Here is a 19,663-nt window from a genome sequence, read left to right as displayed (position 1 = left end):
ATCAATAGCCGAGCGCGCACCCATCCTTACGCGGGTCGGAACCGCCAGTCAGCGTACCCTTATCCCAGTCGATCCAGATCGCCTGGGCCCCACCGAGCGGGCCGACCACGCTCGTGGTCTTGTGGCCGAGCTTCTTCAAGCCCTGGACGATATCGGCCGGGACGCTGTCCTCGAGCTGATACTGGCCCTCGTAATGCAGGCCCCGCGGCATATCGATCGCCTCCTGCACGTCGCAGCCATAATCGAGAATGTTGGTCACGACGTGGGTTTGGCCGACCGGCTGGTACTGACCACCCATGACGGCGAACGGCATGACCGAGCGGCCCCCCTTTGTCATGAGGCTCGGCATGATCGTGTGCAGCGGCCGCTTGCCGCCGGCGATGCAGTTGGGATGACCGGGCTGGATGCGGAAGCCGCCGGCACGATTCTGGAACAGCACGCCTGTCTTGTTCGAGACGATCGCCGAGCCGAAGGAATGCGCGATCGAATTGATGAACGAGCAAACGTTACGGTCCTTGTCCACGACGGTGATGTAGATGGTCGAAGGGTTCATCGGCGGCGCGACATCAGGCAGATCGAGCATGCCATCCATGCGGATGTTCGCGATGTGCTCGTCGCAGAATTCCTTGGCGAGGATCTTCGACACCTCGACCTGCATATGATCGGGATCGGCGACGTGCAGCTCGCGATGCATATAGGCGATGCGCGCGGCTTCCGCCTCGAGGTGGAAGCGCTCGACACTGAGCGGCGCATACTTCGTCAGGTCGAATCGCGACAGGATGTTGAGCATCAACAGCGCAGTGAGGCCTGGGCCGTTCGGCGGGCACTGCCAGACGTCGTAGCCCTTGTACATGGTGCCGATCGGCGTCGTCGTCTCGGTGCTGTGCGCGGCGAAATCGTCGAGTGTGTGCAGGCCGCCGATGCTGCGCAGGGTCTCGACCATGTCCTCCGCGATCGGGCCTTTGTAAAAGGCGTCGCGGCCGTCCTTGGCGATCGCACGCAGCGTGTTGCCGAGCTCGGCCTGCCGGATGACGTCGCCGGCGACCGGCGGCTTGCCGCCCGGCAGCAGGTAACGCACGGTGTTGGTGCCAGCCTTCAGCTTCTCGAACTGGTTCTTCCAGTCGAAGGCGATGCGGGGGGCGACGACGTAGCCCTCTTCCGCCGCCTTGATCGCGGGCTGGAGCAGCCGGTCGAAGCCGAACTTGCCGTGATCACGCAGCACGGTCGCGAACGCATCGATCACGCCGGGGACCGAAACGGCATGCGCCGACGTCAACGGCACCGAGTTGATCTTGCGCTCGAGATACCAGTCGGCGTTGGCCGCCTTCGGCGCGCGGCCGGAGCCGTTATAGGCGATGATCTTGCCCTCGCCGCGCGGCTGGATCAGCGCAAAGCAGTCGCCGCCGATGCCGGTCGATTGCGGCTCGATCACGCCGAGCAGCGCCGAGCCGGCGACGGCCGCGTCCACGGCCGTGCCGCCCTCGCGCAGCACCTCGATCGCGGCAAGGGATGCCTGCGGATGCGAGGTCGCCACCATCGCGTTGGTGGCGTGGACCGTGGACCTGCCGGGGAAATGGAAGTTTCTCATCGATTTTTTGCTCTCTCAGACCGTGGGCGCGGATGGCACGCCATCCCGGAAAAACCGGGGTTACATGACACATTCCGGCCCATCCGGGCAATGCTGGCATGCCAGGGAGATGGCTGCCATCCGGTGGGAATAGGCCTGCTCATTGCGGGTTTTCTGAGCGCGGGCGGCCTGATAAACGGGCGTCATGACTTACAAGGTCTGCGCCTTCTACCAATTCGCCGCCCTGCCCGATTACCGCGAGCTGCGCGAGCCGCTGCGTGCGTTCTGCGCCGGTCTGTCGCTCAAGGGCAGCGTGCTCCTGGCCCAGGAGGGCATCAACGGCACCATCGCGGGTGCGCGCGACGCCATTGACGCCTTCGCCCAGGAGCTTGCGCATGGGACGATGTTTGGCGGCAGGCTGAACAATCTCGAATTGAAGTGCTCGACCGCGGAAGCAATGCCGTTCGGCCGGCTTAAGGTGCGGCTGAAGAGGGAGATCGTCACGCTGGGCGATGCGGCCGCCGATCCGACCCGTCGGGTCGGCACCTATGTCGAGGCAACGGAGTGGAACGCGCTGATCGCCTCGCCCGACATGCTGGTGCTCGACACCCGCAACGCCTTCGAGGTGGCAATGGGGACGTTCGAGGGCGCAGTCGACCCCGAGATCAAGAGCTTCGGCCAATTCAAGGATTTTGCCACCGAGAAACTCGATCCGGCAAAACACCGGCGTATCGCGATGTTCTGCACTGGCGGGATCCGCTGCGAGAAGGCGAGCGCACACCTGCTGGCTCGCGGCTTTGCCGAGGTCTACCACCTCAAGGGCGGGATCCTGAAATATCTCGAACAGGTACCTGAGGCGCAAAGCCGCTGGCGCGGCGAATGTTTCGTGTTCGACGAGCGCGTGTCGCTCGGCCACGGCCTGCGAGAAACTGGTTTGCGCGAACGGGACAAGGACGCGACACGTGACAAATGAGATCAAGACCCTCGCCGAGCGCATCGACACGCTGGAGACGCGTCTTGCCTATCAGGACGATACCATCGAGACCCTGAGCCAGACCATCACCGCGCAATGGAAGCAGATCGATGGGCTGACGCGACAACTCGCGCAGCTCAGAGAGCGACTGCAAGAGGCCGAGGCGAGTGCGCCGGGCCCGTCCAACGAGCGCCCGCCACACTATTGAGCACGGTTACCGAGGGGATGCCCTCTACTCGCCGGAAGCCTTGGCCATCAGGTTCATGACCTCACCGGACATCATCAGCCGGTTGCGGCCGGCGTCCTTGGCGGCGTAGAGCGCGCGGTCGGCGGCCTCCACCAGCGATCCCGTGCCCGCGGTGCGCTCGAACGCCGGCCGGCAAGCCGCACCTCCGACCGAGACGGTGACGCAAGCAGCCGCCGGATTGGAGGCATGAACGAGGCCTGCACCATGGACGGCGCTTCGGATCCGCTCGCCGATCCGGGCGCCGCCGGCGGCATCGGTGTTCGGCAGCAGCATGGCAAATTCCTCGCCGCCATAGCGCGCCGCGAGATCGCCGGCCCGCTGCATCTCCGTCGCGATGATCTTGGCAACCACGCGCAAGCAGGCGTCGCCCGCAGGGTGGCCATATTCGTCGTTGTAGGCCTTGAAGTGATCGACATCGATCATCAGGAGGCCAAGGCTGGTGCGATCGCGATAGGCGCGCGCCCATTCCTCCTTCAGCCGCTCGTCGAAGCGGCGGCGGTTGGCAAGGCCGGTGAGGCTGTCCTCGATCGCGAGCGTCTCGAGCCGTGTCTCCAGGTTCTTCTGCTCGGAGATGTCGCGCGAGATCGAGACCACGCCGTCGACATTGCCGTTGTCCTTGCGCGTCACGCGCATGGTCGATTCCAGCCAGACCTCGGTCTTCTGCCGGTGCGCGTTGCGATAAGTGATGCGCGCTTCTTCTGCGTCGCCTCGCTTCATGGCGTCGACGGTGGCCTGGACGTGCGGCCGGTCCTCCGGATGAATTCCGGCGAGCGCGTCGGTGCCGATGAGCTGATTGGGACGCCAGCCGACGACGCGGTTGGACGACGGAGACACGTAGCGCAGCCGCTCGTCGAGCCCGATGCGGGTGACCATGTCGCTGGACCCTTCCGCGAGCAGGCGGAAGTGCGCCTCCTTCTCGACCAGTGCCGCCGCCATGCGCTGGCCGCGCTGCAATTGTCGCACGAGTACAGCGCCGATGATCGCAATCAGCAGCACCAGCGCGAGCACGTACAGCATGCGGGAGATCGCAGCAGCCCGCCACGGCGCGAGCAGCTCATCTCTGTCGACGGTCGCGAGCAGCACGAGGGGATAACGGCCGCTGCGCTTGAAGAAGCTGACGCGCTCCGCGCCATCCAGCGGCGAGGTGAATAGATAGGCGCCGCTCGGCCGTTGCAGGCTGGGATCGCGAAACAGCGGACGGTCGGCGACGCTGCGGCCGACGAACTTTTCGTTGTTCGGGTTGCGCGCGATGATCAGGCCGTCGCCATACATCAGCGCCACCGAGCTGTTGCGGCCGATCTCGAACTGCTCGTAGAAATGCGAGAGATACCGCGAGCCGATGGCCGCGAGCACCACGCCGCCGAAGCTGCCGTCAGGCTTGTTGAAGCGGCGCGAGAGGGTGATGACCCATTCGCCGTCGACGAGGCTCTTCACGGGGTGACCGACATAAGCCTCGCGCTTGGGCGAGAGCTGGTGGTGACGGAAGAATGCGTCGTCGCTGAGCGTCGAGGCGATCGTGCCGGGCGAGGTCAGCCAGTTGCCCTGGTCGTCAATGATGGCGAGGCTGTGGACCCGCTCTATCGCCTTCTTGCGCGCTTCCAGGAGGTTGCGCAGCTTACCGATCGTGACGGCGTCGGCGCCATCCATCTCCAGCCGGCTGACGACGCCGACGACGCCGGAGTCCAGCAGATCCAGGCTGTCCTCGGCATGCTGTGTCAGGGAGCGGGCGACGTTCGCCATCTCGGTCTCGGCGCCCTTGAGCACCGCGTCCCGCGCGGCCCATTCACGCCAGCCGCTGACACCGAGGATCGCGACGCAGGTGAGCACGACGAACGCGGCCGCGCGCATCGGCAGACGGCTCCATCCGGCTCTGTGTGAGACGAGGTTCATGCGACAGAAATCTCCAATAGAGGGAAACTCTGCCGCTTCTCTTAGTGAACCCTGAAGCGCGCGCCGGGATTCGCATTGATCTACGGGCTTTTCCGTACCCCTACGGACCGGGGCCTCGGTAGATCACTAACAAGGTCTTAGCAAGCCTATCGGAAACCGGCCGATCTAGCTGAAGATCGACTTGACCTTGTCCCAGAGCGAGGGAGTGTCGGCATCGGCATCAGCCTTCGACGGCGTCGGCTGGGTCGCGCTGACGGGATCCGAAGCGGGGAAAGTATCTTCCAGCCCGGTGTCGAGCTTGGCGTGGCGATCTGCGGCGAGCGCTTCGCGCAAGTCGTCAGCGTGCTTGTCATGGGGCGCGGGATTGAATGTCTGGGCCATGGAATTCTTCCTCCATTGGCGAGGTCAACGCGGCGCATTTGCGCTGGTTCCCCAGTTCCGATTCTGCCCGCGGCGGTGTATCAGGAACTCCAAATCTGCATCAGGATCTCCAGTGCCCCAGTCTGCGACAAAGCCGTTCATCGACGTGCTCTCCGGCCAGCGCCAAGCCGTCCCGCCCCTCTGGATGATGCGGCAGGCCGGCCGCTATCTGCCTGAATATCGCGAGGTGCGCGCCAGGGCCGGCGGCTTCCTCGATCTCTGCTTCAATCCGGAGCTCGCCGCCGAAGTCACGCTGCAGCCGATCCGCCGGTTCGGCTTCGATGCGGCGATCATCTTCTCCGACATTCTGGTGATGCCTTATGCGCTCGGCCGTTCCGTGCGCTTCGAGGTCGGCGAGGGTCCGCGGCTCGAGCCGCTGGATGACCCGGCGAAGGTTGGAACGCTCGCCGCGCAGGCCGATTTCGGCAAGCTCGCGCCGGTGTTCGAGGCGCTGAAGATCGTGCGCGGCGCGCTCGACCCGCAGACCGCGCTGATCGGCTTCTGCGGCGCGCCGTGGACGGTTGCGACCTACATGGTCGCGGGCCATGGCACGCCCGACCAGGCGCCGGCGCGGATGATGGCCTATCGGCATCCGGAGGCGTTCGCGGAAATCATCGACGCGCTGGTCGAGAACTCGATCCACTACCTGCTGGCACAGCTCGAGGCCGGCGCCAACGCACTGCAGATCTTCGACACCTGGGCCGGCGTGCTGCCTGCGGCCGAGTTCGCGCGCTGGTCGACGGAGCCGACGCGGCGCATCGTCGAAGGCGTGCGCGCGAAAGTGCCTGACGCGAAGATCATCGGCTTCCCGCGCGGTGCCGGCGCGCAATTGCCCGGTTACGTCGAGGCGACCGGCGTCAATGCGGTCAGCATCGACTGGACGGCCGAGCCCGCCTTCATCCGCGAGCGCGTACAGAGCAAGGTCGCCGTACAGGGCAATCTCGATCCGCTGGCGCTGATCACGGGCGGCGCCGCGCTCGACCGCGCGGTCGACGACGTGCTGGCGAACTTTGCGCAAGGGCGCTTCATCTTCAATCTCGGCCACGGCATCCAGCCGGAGACGCCGATCGCCCATGTCGAGCAGATGATCAGGCGCGTGCGGGGATAATTTTGTGCCGCCCTTGAGCCCGCGCACAAAACGCCAAAACAACCCCATGCACAGTACGAATCGTTGAGGAATTTCGCTTCGGCTCTCGATAGCCCCTGCAGAGATGACGTTTGACACGTCGGGCAAAACAGGAGCACGATGGCATCATTCCACCGATCGTGATGTCGTGGGCCGATCGCGCGATCGTGGAGCGCGCGCTCGGCGAGCGGTCGAAATGTTGATTGACGCCTATCTGACGAAGCTGAGATACGACGCCAGCGCCTCGATCTCGTTCGGGCCGAGCGAGCGCGCAACGATGGGCATCGGCGTCCCAATGCCCGAATGATATCCCTGGCCCCACTGCTCCAGTCGCGCCTTGACGTAGAAATAGGCAAGGCCGCCGACGCGGGGAATCTCCCCCACGCCCTCGGCGTTTGGGCCGTGACAGGCATAACAGGATGCGATGTTGGCTTCGGGAATGCCGTCCATGTAGATCGCCTTGCCCTTCGCCATCAGATTGGCGTCCCCGTCATTGGCGGGCTTCGGCGGAATGGCTGCAAAGTAGGCCGCGAGATCGCGCGCGGCGCGGGGATCGAGTGCGGCGACGGCGCCCCACATGTACTGCTTGGAGAAGGGATTGTCCCGGGTATGGTCGCGGAAGCTCCGCATCTGGCTTTCGAGATAGGCCGGACGCTGCCCGGCGAGTCTGGGTGCCACCGTGTACCCTTGCGCCGAGGTCCCGTGACACCAGGTGCAGTTGCGGACGCTGGCCCCATCCCACGCCATCGCAGGGCCGATACAGGCCAGCATTGCAAGCAGCGCTGTCTTCAGTCCGATGCGCTTCATGACCTCTCGTCCCTGCGCGATGCGGTCCGCCCGCTCTCTATGTCCCGCCTTGCGCCCCTCATTGCAGGTAGCTCACATAGGCAGCCACCGCCTCGACCTGTGATCGCGTCAGATTGTGCGCGGTCGGTGCCATGATTGCGGAGGTGTCGACCGCCGACCCCTGGCCGCGCACCTTCGCCCAACCGGTAAGCTGACCGACGGTGTACTCGTAGAGCTGGCCGGCAAGCCGCGGAATTTCATTCTGCCCCTTGCCGTCGCTGCCATGGCAGGCGGCGCATGCCGGCACGTTGGATTCGGGGAGACCTTCCTCGTAGATGCGCTTGCCGAGCCCGATCGATCCCTTCGGCGCGCCGCCGATCGGCTTCGGATCGAGATTCTTCATATGCGTCGCGAGCGAGGCGACCATGGCTGGACTGAGCACGTGGGCGACGTTCGCCATGACGGGATTGGTGCGCCGGCGCTCGATGAAGGCGCGGAGCTGGTTCTCGAGATATTGCGGCTGCTGTCCCGCCAGCCGCGGCATCGGAAACCATCCGCGATAGCCTTGCGCCGACAACCCGTGGCACGTCTTGCAGTATTCGACCTTGGCTTCGAAGCCGCCCCTTTCCTGCGCGTCGGATGTAGCCGAGCAGGCCACCGTCAGGGCCATGGCGTACAGGACCACACGCAGGCTGGTTGCGCGCCGCGATGATGAGCGCCTTGGTCCGGAAGGCGCGAGCATTTATTGAGCCGCCCACATGTGAAAGTTCACTCCGACCTTCACGACCTGGATCGACTGCCTGACATTGACCAGACCCTGGAAGACATTGGCCTGATCGGCGAAGGTGGAGGTCCGGTTGCCGAACCCGTAATAGTCATATTCGAGATTGGCGGACCAATGACGCGTGAAAGCCCAGTCGACACCGGCACCGGCAGTCCAGCCCCAGCGGTCTTCCAGTCCCCTGAAGTCGAAGGGCAGGCCGGTGAATGTGCCACTGACCTCATATTTGTCGCCGGCCATCGCCACACCGGCCTTACCGTAAAGCAGGACGTTGTCGAAGGCGTAGCCGATGCGGCCGGTCACGCTGGTGAGAAATTCGGTCTTCGCGTCCACGATCGCGGTGTCGCCGGGATTGCCAAGCGGGAGGCCAACGGTCTTGTTGTCCCTCAGGGTCAAGCCGGCGACATCGCCCTGGATGCCGATCACGATCGAAGAGGCGGCAAACTGATAATCGCAGCCGCCCTGACCACCGATGACCGCACCGCTGGGCGACGGGCTTACGGTGGTCACACCGACTGTAGAGCCGGCGCCCAGAAAGGAGTCCTGCACGAGCTGCACGGGATCCGTGATGTCTTTCTTCGCAAACCCCGCGCCGACATGGACGCCAATGTAGCAGCCCGTCCAGTTGAAGGGCACTGCGACCGGAACAGGAGCCTTGACGGCCAGATCGGCTGCAGATGCCGGTCCTGCCAAGGTTACTGCGAAAGCCGCAAGATGCGCGGCAGGCAATCTTTTCATCTGACAATCTCCTTTGCGGCGCGGCCTACATGGCGACCCAAGCGTGCAGGAACAGGGTGTTATTGTCGTGGGCACCGACCGTGGTGCCGTTGAACTTGTTGTAGTAGGTGTATTGCAGGCCGATACGGGCGTTGAACCACGGCCAGCCGATCATCTTGCTGGTCCCAAACGGGATGTAGGCGATCTCGGCCGTCCAACCGTTGGTATCGGGGGTCAATGCCGTCCCGGTGAGCGGGTCGGTGCCGAAGAGATTGGCATCCGAGGTGCCCCAGACGTTGAAATACTGCCCGGTCAGAACAATGCGATTGTCGGCACCCATCGCCAGCGAGGCCTGCAGCTTCATGCTGTTGAGCTGATTGGCCGGATTGGACGCAGCGCCAAGGGCGGCGAAGCTCGCATCCAGGCGCTGGAACTCGCGGATATAGCTGCCACGGAAGGTCAGCCAGTAATTGTCGCCCTGATATTGATATTGCGCATCGAAGCCGAGGTCAGTGAATTTGTCCGATACCGGCAGCACCGCGGTCGATCCCGAGGCGAACGTCGTGTCGAGCCACGGATGCACGTCGAACATCATTCCGAACGTGCCGACCATCAGCGAGTGCCGCCCCCAATGCGGCTCGATCGCCGCGCGCCAATAAGGTGCCACGTTGCCGAGCTGACCCGGGGTATCGAACGGATTCGCTCCGAGCGCATTCAGCGCGTGGAAGCCGATCGATTTGTATCCGGTGATTTCCAGGTAAAGCAGGTCGTTGACCATCGTATAGAGGCCGACGCCGCCGACATGTGCCGCAAAGGCGCCTTCAAGCATTGTGCCGGGCGGGCCGGCGGCAAGCGTCGATGACGCGTAGGGGAAACCCCAGGCGGGTGTGGTGTTCCACAAATCCTGAACGGACGGATTGTTGTTGGCGGTGACGCCGAAGACAAAATCGAATGGTCCGGCGCTCGCGGTATTGGCATAGCGAACGTCGGTATTGTCCCACCCCCAGCTGTGGATGAACTGGTCCGCCGGCGTCCCCGAGAACGACGACAGCGGTGTCGCCCCGGCATACGTGTACTGGGCGAACGCGCCGACGTGATCGGTGATCGCGCCGCCCCAGAACACGCTGACCGGCGAGGCCACGAGATTGTCGTTTGTCTTGAACGGCTCCGTCGGATCCGGAATTGTCGGTCCCTGGGTGCGTGTGAATCCTTCGACGGCCATGAACGAGATCGGCGGCACCCATTCTTTGCGGTCAGCCTCGGCCTGCGATTCCTGCGGCAATGCCTTGACGTAGCCGCGCAGCTTGTCGAGTTCAGCGCGCGCCGCGCGCCCGCTTTCAGATGAGAACGGTGTCGTCTTGAACTCGCCGCCACCGGCGGTATAGCCGAGCAATTTGAAACGACGTCCATACGGCGTAAGTGCAGGAAAGTCGGTGTGACAGGTGCCGCAGGGTTGGCCTGTCTGGCGCGCGAAGCTCGGCAGCGCTTGCGCCGGCATGGTCGAGCCGACCATCAATGCGGCTGTCGAGAGAGCGGCTAACGCGAGCGTGGCGAAAAGCCACCTGCCGTTCCTCGCGATGACACTGTAACAGTAACCCCACATAGCGCCTGTCCCGTTGCGCCTTGTTAACTTGGGATATTGCGAACCGCTTTCGTTTCGAAGTAGGCCAGCACACCGACGCTTCGCCAAGCGACATTCGCGGCGCGTCAGCCGTTTTCAAGTCTCGCGAGACATTTCCGCAACGTCACATGCACACGCTTGTAGGAAGCGGTTGCATAAGGCAGCAAATTACCACCGTGCTCGGCATCGCATTACCGCTCGAGCTCTGCTGCGAAACTCGTCTCCACGCTCGACCAAAATCAACTGGACCAAAGTGCGTCGCTGCGCGTAGCTTGCGCTTCATAAAAGCGGGGGGCGCTCATGAACCTGCAATCGCTCGGGCGGATAGCGGCCGCGATCGTCGTGGCCTCGATATCGACGATCGCGCAAGCGCAAGATAAAGGCGCGCAAGTGTCGGCGCACGACCTCAAGGCAAAGACGGACTATTGCAAGACCTGCCATGGCATCGACGCGCAAGGTTTTCGCGGATCGTACCCGATGCCGCGACTGGCGGGACAGCAACCGGAATACCTCGAAAATCAACTGAAGGCCTTCGTCGAACATCGTCGCAACAACCCCGTGATGTTCAACGTGGCACATGTGCTCAGCCCCGCGATGTTGACGGCGCTGACCACGGAATTCAAAGCTCTGAATCCAAAGCCGCTCGGCGGCGCGCCGATGGCGAACGTCGCCGAAGGCAAGAAGATTTACGAGGATGGCGTTCCCAGCGCCAACGTACCGCCGTGCGCATCGTGCCACGGGACCGACGCCAAGGGCGACGGCCAATTTCCGCGCCTCGCAGGACAGCTCAACGACTACGTCACCAAAAAGCTGACGAACTGGGACAAGGAGCGAGGGCAGGACAAGGCCAATCCAGACAGCTCAACGATAATGCAGCCGATTGCGCACGACTTGACACAGGCGCAGATCAAGTCTGTGGCGGCTTACGTCAGCCAACTAGATTAGTTCAGCGCCTTGCAGCGTCCTTAGCCTTGCGATTGCGTTCCAGTTCTGGCCCGCTCATAACTCGCCGTGGACGCCGGACGTCCGCTTGCGCCTACAGCTGCGACCTTTCGCATGTCAGCTCCTGGTGATCGGATGTCCACTCTCGCTCTGGCAACGCCCATTGCCCCGGAGCAGAGATTACCGGCCGCTGATGAGGTCGCAGCCCTACCGCGGCCGGCTGCGCTCGATGATTTCGGCGGCGCCCTTGTCCAGAAGATCCAGTCCGACGCTACGACCGAGTTCGCGCGGCCGATTGGCGGGGCCGGTGCGCGAGGCTTCGATGATGGTGTTGCCGGAGAGATCGAGCACGGAGGCCGTCAGCGACATCTGGTGGCCCGCGATGGTCGAGAAGCCCGCCACCGGCGAATTGCAATGACCGTTCAGCACCCACAGCACCTCGCGCTCCGCATCGGCGCAGGCGTGCGCGGCGGGATCGTCGATCGATGACAGGATTTGCCGCGTCCCCCAGTCCTGCGCGGCACATTCGACGGCGACGATGCCCTGCCCTGCCGCCGGCAACATCTCCGCCGCGGTGAACTCATGGGCGATGCGGCTGGATAGGCCGACGCGATCGAGGCCGGAGCGCGCCATGATCAACGCATCCGCTGGCCCGACCGCACCGCCGTCCGGCAGCTTCTGCATCTCGCTGTTATCGAGCTTTCGCACGCGCGTATCGGCGGCGCCGCGGAAGTGGATGACTTCGACCTCAGGAAACAACCGCCGCGCATACGCCGCACGGCGCACGGCGTTGGTGCCGATCTTGAAACCCTTGCCGCCGGACTGGCGTAGCGCGTCCAGCGTCACGCCCGCGCGCAGCACCAGCGCATCGCTGGGTGGATCGCGTGACAACGTGGCGCCGATGACGAGGCCGGGCGTGTCTTCGTTGCCAGGCATGTCCTTCAGCGAATGCATCGCGGCCTGGAGTTCACCCGACAGCACCGCGGCGCGGATCTGCGCCACGAACGCGCCGCCCTTGCCGCCATGCGGCAGCAGCTTGCTGGTCTGGTCGAGATCGCCCGTGGTGTCGAACTTGACGATCTCGACGTCGAGATCGGGAATGGCAGCGGTCAGGCGGCGCGCAATCTCTTCCGTCTGGGCCAGCGCCATCGCGCTCTTGCGGGTGCCGATCTTGAATCGTGGTGCCAAGTCCAAATCCTCTCCAGACGCGGGTGTTACCGCGCATCCTGCAATATCATGTCGGACGCCTTTTCCGCGATCATGATGATCGGTGCGTTGGTGTTCCCCGACACCAGGTCCGGCATGACAGAGCCGTCGACGACGCGAAGGCCCTCGAGCCCCCTCACCTTCAGCCGCTGGTCCACCACCGCGAGCGCATCGTTGCCCATACGACAGGTCGAGGTCGGATGGTAGATGGTGCTGCCACGGTCGCGGCAATAATCCAGGATCTCCGCGTCCGTGGATACCTTCGCCCCGGGATCGTACTCGCTGACCACGAACGGCTTCAGCGCCGGCGCGTTCAGTATCTTGCGCAGGATCTTGATGCCTTCGACATTGGTGGTGCGGTCCGTCTCGGTCGACATGTAGTTGATGCGAATTTCCGGCGGCACGGTCGGGTCCGCGCTCCTGATGCGCAAAGAGCCCCGGCTTTCGGGGCGGAGCTGGCACACCGAGGCCGTGAAGCCGGAAAAATCATGCAGCCGCTCGCCCATCTTGTCGGTCGAGAACGGCAGGAAGTGAACCTGAATGTCGGGCGAGGCCAGCCGCGGATTGGTCTTGAAGAACGCGCCCGCCGTTCCGGCTGCGATCGTCAGCCAGCCTTTGCGGAACAGCGCATAGCGCGCGCCGGCGAGGGTGCGGCGGAGCGGATGATTGACGGTGTCGTTGAGCGTGATCTTCTGCGAGCAGCGCATCACGATGCGGACCTGCATGTGGTCCTGGAGATCGTGGCCGACGCCCTGCGCATCCAGCACCACGTCAATGCCATGCTTGCGCAGGAGATCGGCGGGGCCGACGCCGGAGAGCTGCAACAGCTGCGGCGAGTTGTAGGCTCCACTCGACAGCACGACCTCCTTCCGCGCCCGCGCGCGACGCACGTTCGTACCTTGCCGGTACTCGACGCCGACGGCGCGGCGGCCCTCGAACAGCACGCGCTGGCCGAGCGCCTCGGTCTCGATCCTGAGATTGCCGCGTCTCTTCGCCGGGCCGAGATAGGCCACCGCCGTCGAGGCGCGGCGGCCGTTGCGCGTGGTGGTCTGAAACAGGCCGACGCCCTCCTGCGTGGCGCCATTGAAGTCAGGGTTGTAGGGCAGTCCGGTTTCGACCGCGGCGTCGATGAAGGCTTTCGACAGCGGATCGGTCACGACCATGTTGGAGACCGGCAGCGGACCGCCGGTGCCGTGATATTGATCGGCGCCGCGCGTCTGGTTCTCCGCTTTCTTGAAATAGGGCAGCACGTCGTCATAGCCCCAGCCGGCATTGCCGTGCTGGCGCCAGCGATCGTAATCCTCGTGCTGGCCGCGCACGTAGAGCAGCCCGTTGATCGAGCTCGATCCGCCCAGCGTCTTCCCGCGCGGCTGGAACACCTGCCGTCCCTTCAGCTCGGGCTCCGGCTCGGTCTGGTACATCCAGTTGACGGTCTTCTCCTTGAACAGCTTGCCGTAGCCGAGCGGCACGTGGATCCAGATGTTGGAATCCTTTGGTCCGGCTTCCAGCAGCAGCACGCTGTGTTTGCCGTTCGCCGAGAGGCGGTTGGCAAGCACGCAGCCGGCCGAGCCGGCACCCACGATGATGTAGTCGAATTCCGGATCAGATGGTGCGAGGGCGGAATTTGCGTTCATGCGCTATTGTTCTTCTTGTTGTGGGCGTTTCCGCTTATCACTAGCACAATCATGCAGCGACACGCAGCGCCTCGACCAGCGACTTGAACGCACGGGCGTATTCCGCGCCGGCCCTTGCGATATCCGCGCGACCGGCGCAGGCGACCGCGGCCTCCGTGACCGCGCCGAGCAGCAGCCGCGCCAGCGGCTCGACCGGCTGCTTTGCGATCAGGCCGGCTTCCATGGCAGCGGCGATTGCCCGCGGCATCTTGCCGCCAAAGTGTTTCGCGTCGATCTCGCGCCAGCGTTCCCAGCCGAGCACGGCGGGTCCATCGCGCAAGATGATCTGGCCGGTCGGCCCCTTGGCGGTCGCGGCAAAATAATGCTGGGTGCCGGCGACCATCGCCGCCAGCACGTCCTTCTCGGCCCGCGCGGCGCCGTCGATCTCGGTCACGAGATCGCGCGAGACGAGGTCGAACACCGCTTCGAACACCGCCTCCTTGGTCTTGAAGTGATGATAGACCGCGCCCTTGGCGATGTGGGCTCCTTCCGCAATCTCGTCCATCGTGGTCGCGGCAAAACCCTGTGTCCCGAACAGCCTTCGCGCCGCCGTCAGGATCGCCTCCGAAGTCGCCGCCCGCCGCTCCGCCTGTTTCGCCATGGGTCTCGTCAGTTTCACGGGTGCTGAACGATTAAAGTGGCGAACGACGGCCCATCCGTTCCCTCCCCCACAAAGGGGGAGGGAACGCACCTTTGTCGGAGCGCCAGCTTTCACCTTCTGGCTCTAATCCAATTCGCACCATGCCACCAGTTGACTTTTCGACTATCGGTCGGTATTTACCGACCAACAGTCGGTTTTATCAAGAGGTGCCGCATGCCGAGCCGTGAGATCGTGGAAGCCTTTGCGCAGCGTCTGGAAGTCGGGGATTTTGTCGGTGCGATCGAGCAATTCTATGCGCCCGATGCCGCCACTTACGAAAACAACGCCGCGCCGACGGTCGGCCGGGACGAGCTGGCAGCCAAAGAACGCGGCGTGCTTGCCGCCTTCAAGGAGGTCAAAGCGGTCCGCATTGGGCCGAGCCTGATCGGGGGCGACAACGTCGCCTCGCGCTGGATCTTCAGCTTCACCAACGCCGAGGGCGTCACGCGCACGCTGGAGGAGATCGCGTGGCAGACCTGGCGGGGCGATGAGCTGATCGAGGAGCGGTTCTTCTACGATCCGAAGCAGCTGGGGCGGTGAGTCAGGCTGAGCACCGAAACCTCCCCTGCGTCATGGCCGGGCTTGACCAGGCTTGTCCCGGCCATCCACGCGCTCCCTCTGCGACACAAAGTACGTGGATGCCCGGGCCTTCGCCGCGCCGAAGCGGCTTCGGCCGCGCAGGCGGGACAACCCCGGGCATGACGACTTCCTGTAAAAGGGCGGAGAGCAAGTTCCATCCCGTCGCCTGCACCGCATTTGTATCGATTTGTTATCGATACGATGATCCGAGCACGCAGAATTGGCCGCAGAGCCCGTGGCAAGCGGGGATAATTCATAGTTCGTCAAAGGTTTGCGGAGAATTCTCCGGACTGAGCCGGACAACGGCCCTTGCTGCAGGCCCTGGAATGCGGACTCACCTGACCAATTATGTCGCGCGGCTGTTTGCCGGCGATCTGTCAGCCTTTGGCGGTCCCGCAACCAACGAAACCGTTGCCGGGCACATCCGCGCCGAACAGATGTCGCTGGTGCTGGGCTATTCGGTCGGAATCATGCTGGCCAACGCCTGCAACGCGATCGTGCTCGCGATTGCGCTGTGGCCATCGCCAGACCGCACCTTCGCGTTGGTCTGGGCCGTCATCGTCGCCGGCGCCGCGATCGCGTTCGGCCTGCAGTCGCATGCTTCGCGCAGGATCACAAAACCGCAATTCGTCTCGCGCCGCGCCATCCATCGGCTGGTGCGCAACGCCTTCGTTCTCGGCATCGCCTGGGGCATCGTGCCCGCCGCCTTCTTCGCGGATGCGTCCACCGGCGGTCAGCTCGTCATTACCTGCCTGTGCTCGGGCATGCTGGCCGGCGGCGCGCTCGCCTTTGCCACCATCCCGATCGCGGCCATCGCGTTCACCGCGCCCATCTTCGTCGGCATCGCCATTTGCCTCAGCCGAAACGGCGACCTCGCCTTCCTGCTGATCGCCTTCCTCGTCGTGGCCTATGGCAGCGTGCTGCTGCGCGGCGTGTTCATCAATTCATTCGCCTTCGCACGGCGCGTGATGCGGCAGCTCGAGGCCGAGCGCACGGTGCGGCAGGACCCGCTGACGCAGCTGGCAAACCGCGTCGCCTTCAACGAGATGCTCGATGCCGCCTTGAAGCGGCTTGCGCTGTCAGGCGAGGAATTCGCGGTGCTGCTGCTCGACCTCGATCGCTTCAAGGAGGTGAATGACCGCTTCGGCCATCCCGCCGGCGACGAATTCCTGGTCCAGGTCGCCAATCGCCTGCAACGCTGCACCCGCGCGGCCGAGCATGTCGCGCGGATCGGCGGCGACGAGTTCGCGCTGCTGATGGCCAATCTGACGCGCGCCGAAGATGCCCTCGAGATCGCCGAGCGCTTCGTTGCGGCCTTCGACGAACCGTTCCTGATCGAGGGCTGCGAGATCGTGGGGGCGACCAGCGTCGGCATCGTGCTCGCGCCGCGGGACGGCAACACCCCGCTCGACGTCATGAAGAATGCGGATGCCGCGCTCTATCGCGCCAAGAAGGCCGGGCCCGGAACGATCTGCTTCTTCGAGGAGGCCGACGACAAGGTCTCGCGCGACCGCAAGGCCTTGCAAGCCGATCTCGCGCGCGCCATTGCGCACGACGAGCTGTTCCTGGTTTTCCAGCCATTCCTCGATCTCGACAAAAACCGCATCACCGGTTTCGAGGCGCTGCTGCGCTGGCAACATCCCGCGCGCGGCCTGGTGCCGCCGAGCGAGTTCATTCCGATTGCCGAGGAAACCGGGCTGATCCACGAGATCGGCGAATGGGTGATCAGGCGCGCCTGCGCGACGCTGAAGGACTGGCCGGAGGACATCCGCGTCGCCGTGAATTTCTCGGCGGCGCAGTTCCACAACGCGAGCATTCTCCAGACCATCGTGCAGGCGCTGGCCGACGCCAAGGTCGCGCCTGACAGGCTCGAGATCGAAATTACGGAATCGATGCTGCTGTCGAAATACGGCTCGGCCGCCTCGGTCCTGAACGCGCTGCTGGAGCTCGGCGCCACGGTGGCGCTCGATGATTTCGGCACCGGCTTCTCGTCGCTGACCTATTTGCGCAAGCTCCCGTTCAGCCGCATCAAGATCGACCAGTCCTTCATCCGCGACATGCTGGTGCAGCCGGACTGCGCCGCGATCGTCAAGTCGGTGATCTCGCTGGCGCGCGACCTCAACATCGGCGTGGTCGCGGAGGGCGTCGAGACCGCCGACCAGCTCGACTATCTCAGGCAGTTCGCTTGCGACGAGGTGCAGGGCTATCTGATCGGCCGGCCGGTGTCGGCCCATGCCGTGCAGGCGCTGCTTGCCACAAAGAAGCTCCGGGCGATCTTCGCGGCTTAGGTCATGATGAGACGAGTCCATCTCGGACGAAGGTGTGTTCCCTCCCCCCTTGTGGGGGAGGGCTAGGGAGGGGGTAGCCCAGGAAAAGGTGCTGATTGGTGAAAGTGCGTTGCGGTGTGCGCGACGGATGGAGTCCCCGTGTAGGACCCCCCTCCCTGCCCCTCCCCCATAAGGGGGGAGGGAACGCAGAGAGCGTCGCTGCTAGCTGAATCCATTTGGTTTCACATCGCGCTCCGTCTCACACCGCATCCGCCCGCAGCAGCGTATCCACCGTGATCGTGCCCCTCGCGCGCGAGACGCAGGTGCAGATCTTCGCGTTGCTTTGCTTCTGGTGATCGCTGAAAAAGACGTCGCGATGGTCGATCTCGCCGTCGACGGCGACGACGTCGATGGCGCAGAGGCCGCATTCGCCACGCTTGCAGTCGGATATCACCTCGAAGCCGCTGGCGTTGAGGACATCGAGCATCGAACGCTCGCGCGGAATCTCGAGCTCCACATCGGTGTCCTTCAGGCGCACGCGAAAGGCTTCGGTCGGCAGCGTGCCGCTGGAGCCGAAGGTCTCGTAGCGCAGATCTGACAGCGGATGGCCGGCGCCGATCCAGGCGTGGCGGGCGGCATCGAGCATGCGCATCGGGCCGCAGAACAGCGCGAGGGTGCCCTTCGGCAGCGAAGCGAACAGCGCGTCGAGATCGAGCCGCTTGCCCTCGTCGCTGGCATGGACGACCAGCCGATCACCCAGCAGGCTTGCGAGCTCATCGAGATAGGCGGCATCCGCACGCCCGCGCACGGCGTAGTGCAGCGCGACCTGCGAGCCGCGGCGCGCCAGCGCCTGCGCGGCGCCGAGGATCGGGGTGATGCCGATGCCGCCGGCGATCAGGCAATAGTTTTCGCGCTCCCAGTCCACCGCGACGAGCGAGGCCGGCCGCGTGATGTCGAGCCGCGCCCCCGGCGCCAACTGCCACATGTAGCGCGAGCCGCCACGGGAATCCTCGGCGCGGCGCACCGCGATCCTGAAGCCTTGGGAGGTCGCTTCGCCGACCAGCGAATAAGACCGCGTCTCCGGCTGGCCATCGATGGTGACGCTGACGTTGATGTGGCTGCCGACCGGATAGGCGGCGCCATCAAACTGGTCGGGCCTGATCAGGAATTCGCGGATGCCGGGCGACAGATCGCGCGTCGAGACCAGCGTTGCGGGAATCCAGGTTTCGATGAAGCGCATGGTGCCCTCAATCGGTTGTGGTCTTGATCAGCGCCAGCGCCGGCAAGAGGTCGAGATGGGTGCGATTGCGCAGTGCGAGGCGGAGATTGCGCACGGCAAGCCGGGCGTGCTCGCGCATGATCGCTTCGGCCCGCGCTCCCTCGCGGTTCTCGATCGCGTCGATCACGACGCGGTGGTGCTCCTGCCCGATGATCAGGATCTGCTGCGCCTCCGGCAGCGCCGACTGGGCCATGACGAAGCCGCTCGGCGAGGCAAACGGCAGCGCGGAGGCGCGGTCGATCTGCCGGATCAGCGGCGGGCTGCGCGAGAGCTCGGTCAGCAGGGCGTGGAAGCGCGCGTTCAGCGTGACATAGGCCGAGAAGGCCTCGATCGAGATCGGGACCTGACGCAGGAGATCATCGATCGCGAGATGGCATTCCTTCAACGGCTCCAGCTCGCGCGCGGAAACGCCGCGCTCGGCGGCGAAGCGTGCGGCAAGGCCCTCCAGGGTGCCGCGGAGCTCGATGGAATCGGAGATGTCGCGTTCGGAGAACGCCTTCACCATGAAGCCGCCGGAGGGGATCGCCTCCAGCAGCCCCTCCTCCTCCAGCCGCACCAACGCCATGCGCACAGGGGTGCGCGAGGCGCCCGTGGTCTCCACCGCCTGGAGCTCGGAGATGCGCTCGCCAGGCCGCAACGATCCGGACAATATCTGGTCGCGCAGCGCGAGCTGCGCCTTCACGGTCTGCGAGACGGAGCGGTCGACCTCGGCCATGCCCTACTCCGCGGCCTGCAGATGCTGCGGCCCGTTTTCCTTCGCCACCATCTTGTCGATCAGCTTGCGCATCCACATCGCGCCGGCGTCGATGTTGAGATTGTAAAAGATGCGGTCCGGGTTCTCGTCCATGGCGCGCTGCTGCGCTTCCAGGATCAGCTCGTCCTCGCGGAAGATGCTGGAGACGCCTTCGCGGAGTTCGGTGGTGAGGCGCTGCTCGCCGAGCCGGTAATT

At 64.5% G+C, this 19,663-nt stretch carries 18 protein-coding genes and 1 pseudogene; 6 read left to right on the top strand and 13 right to left on the bottom strand.

Translation table 11 applies throughout. From position 1 onward, the window contains the following. Nucleotide 1: 1 nt before the first annotated feature. Complete coding sequence (gene ggt / locus BM222_RS05730; RefSeq protein ID WP_092227324.1) at nt 2-1,588, bottom strand: gamma-glutamyltransferase; 1,587 nt, start codon at nt 1,586-1,588, stop codon at nt 2-4. A 184-nt stretch (nt 1,589-1,772) separates the two neighbouring features. Here ggt and trhO point away from each other — a divergent pair, with 184 nt between their 5' ends. Then, nucleotides 1,773-2,540 carry an oxygen-dependent tRNA uridine(34) hydroxylase TrhO gene (gene trhO, locus BM222_RS05725; protein WP_092227323.1) on the top strand — a complete coding sequence of 256 codons (768 nt, stop codon included), beginning with the start codon at nt 1,773-1,775 and terminating at the stop codon, nt 2,538-2,540. Further along, nucleotides 2,530-2,748, top strand: coding sequence for a SlyX family protein (locus BM222_RS05720; RefSeq protein WP_092227322.1), 219 nt, complete (start codon nt 2,530-2,532; stop codon nt 2,746-2,748). The genes trhO and BM222_RS05720 overlap by 11 nt, the downstream gene beginning before the upstream one ends. Before the next feature lie 24 nt (nt 2,749-2,772). Here the strand turns inward: BM222_RS05720 and BM222_RS05715 are convergent, their stop codons facing one another. Together BM222_RS05715 and BM222_RS05710 are read right to left on the bottom strand one after the other, a co-directional pair. Further along, the gene (locus tag BM222_RS05715; protein WP_092227321.1) at nt 2,773-4,677 is read right to left on the bottom strand and encodes a diguanylate cyclase; all 1,905 of its coding nucleotides are present in this window, start codon (nt 4,675-4,677) and stop codon (nt 2,773-2,775) included. A 165-nt stretch (nt 4,678-4,842) separates the two neighbouring features. Continuing rightward, nucleotides 4,843-5,058: a hypothetical protein gene (locus tag BM222_RS05710; protein ID WP_092227320.1), complete on the bottom strand. Its 216-nt coding sequence runs from the start codon at nt 5,056-5,058 to the stop codon at nt 4,843-4,845. Nucleotides 5,059-5,170: 112 nt separating this feature from the next. Between BM222_RS05710 and hemE the strand changes: the two genes are divergently transcribed. Beyond that, a complete protein-coding gene (gene hemE / locus BM222_RS05705) occupies nt 5,171-6,205 on the top strand; it encodes a uroporphyrinogen decarboxylase (RefSeq protein WP_092227319.1) in 1,035 nt (344 codons plus the stop codon). Between the two features lie 228 nt (nt 6,206-6,433). Here the strand turns inward: hemE and BM222_RS05700 are convergent, their stop codons facing one another. From BM222_RS05700 to BM222_RS05685, 4 genes are all read right to left on the bottom strand, one after another. Continuing rightward, entirely contained in the window at nt 6,434-7,030 is a 597-nt protein-coding gene (locus BM222_RS05700; protein WP_092227318.1) for a c-type cytochrome, read from the bottom strand. A gap of 58 nt (nt 7,031-7,088) precedes the next feature. Then, entirely contained in the window at nt 7,089-7,679 is a 591-nt protein-coding gene (locus BM222_RS05695; RefSeq protein WP_092227732.1) for a c-type cytochrome, read from the bottom strand. Nucleotides 7,680-7,751: 72 nt separating this feature from the next. After that, on the bottom strand, nt 7,752-8,528 hold the full coding sequence (locus tag BM222_RS05690) for an outer membrane protein (protein ID WP_092227317.1): 777 nt from the start codon (nt 8,526-8,528) through the stop codon (nt 7,752-7,754). Between the two features lie 25 nt (nt 8,529-8,553). Beyond that, nucleotides 8,554-10,110, bottom strand: coding sequence for a cytochrome C (locus BM222_RS05685; protein ID WP_244547019.1), 1,557 nt, complete (start codon nt 10,108-10,110; stop codon nt 8,554-8,556). 318 nt (nt 10,111-10,428) lie between these two features. On the opposite strand from BM222_RS05685, the gene BM222_RS05680 reads away from it, so the two are divergent. Next, the gene (locus BM222_RS05680) at nt 10,429-11,073 is read left to right on the top strand and encodes a c-type cytochrome (RefSeq protein ID WP_092227315.1); all 645 of its coding nucleotides are present in this window, start codon (nt 10,429-10,431) and stop codon (nt 11,071-11,073) included. 204 nt (nt 11,074-11,277) lie between these two features. Here BM222_RS05680 and hemC read toward each other — a convergent pair whose 3' ends face one another. The 3 genes from hemC to BM222_RS05665 are packed head-to-tail and all read right to left on the bottom strand — an operon-like array spanning nt 11,278 to nt 14,550. Next, on the bottom strand, nt 11,278-12,258 hold the full coding sequence (gene hemC, locus BM222_RS05675) for a hydroxymethylbilane synthase (protein WP_092227314.1): 981 nt from the start codon (nt 12,256-12,258) through the stop codon (nt 11,278-11,280). A 26-nt stretch (nt 12,259-12,284) separates the two neighbouring features. Beyond that, the gene (locus BM222_RS05670) at nt 12,285-13,910 is read right to left on the bottom strand and encodes a GMC family oxidoreductase (RefSeq protein ID WP_092227313.1); all 1,626 of its coding nucleotides are present in this window, start codon (nt 13,908-13,910) and stop codon (nt 12,285-12,287) included. Between the two features lie 49 nt (nt 13,911-13,959). Then, the gene (locus BM222_RS05665) at nt 13,960-14,550 is read right to left on the bottom strand and encodes a TetR/AcrR family transcriptional regulator (RefSeq protein WP_177243033.1); all 591 of its coding nucleotides are present in this window, start codon (nt 14,548-14,550) and stop codon (nt 13,960-13,962) included. Between the two features lie 213 nt (nt 14,551-14,763). On the opposite strand from BM222_RS05665, the gene BM222_RS05660 reads away from it, so the two are divergent. Beyond that, on the top strand, nt 14,764-15,129 hold the full coding sequence (locus BM222_RS05660; protein WP_092227312.1) for a nuclear transport factor 2 family protein: 366 nt from the start codon (nt 14,764-14,766) through the stop codon (nt 15,127-15,129). 365 nt (nt 15,130-15,494) lie between these two features. Next, entirely contained in the window at nt 15,495-17,456 is a 1,962-nt protein-coding gene (locus BM222_RS05655) for a putative bifunctional diguanylate cyclase/phosphodiesterase (protein ID WP_092227311.1), read from the top strand. Between the two features lie 238 nt (nt 17,457-17,694). Here BM222_RS05655 and BM222_RS05650 read toward each other — a convergent pair whose 3' ends face one another. The 3 genes and pseudogenes from BM222_RS05650 to BM222_RS05640 form a co-directional block, all read right to left on the bottom strand. Further along, nucleotides 17,695-18,675 (bottom strand): PDR/VanB family oxidoreductase, encoded by a 981-nt coding sequence (locus BM222_RS05650; RefSeq protein WP_092227310.1) that lies wholly within the window; start codon nt 18,673-18,675, stop codon nt 17,695-17,697. 7 nt (nt 18,676-18,682) lie between these two features. Next, nucleotides 18,683-19,429: a GntR family transcriptional regulator gene (locus BM222_RS05645; RefSeq protein ID WP_092227309.1), complete on the bottom strand. Its 747-nt coding sequence runs from the start codon at nt 19,427-19,429 to the stop codon at nt 18,683-18,685. Between the two features lie 3 nt (nt 19,430-19,432). Continuing rightward, nucleotides 19,433-19,663, bottom strand: a pseudogene (locus tag BM222_RS05640) (aromatic ring-hydroxylating dioxygenase subunit alpha); the annotation flags it as partial.

The organism is Bradyrhizobium sp. Gha (genome assembly GCF_900113735.1).
Classification (GTDB): domain Bacteria; phylum Pseudomonadota; class Alphaproteobacteria; order Rhizobiales; family Xanthobacteraceae; genus Bradyrhizobium.
This window is presented reverse-complemented; position numbering and strand designations above follow the sequence as displayed.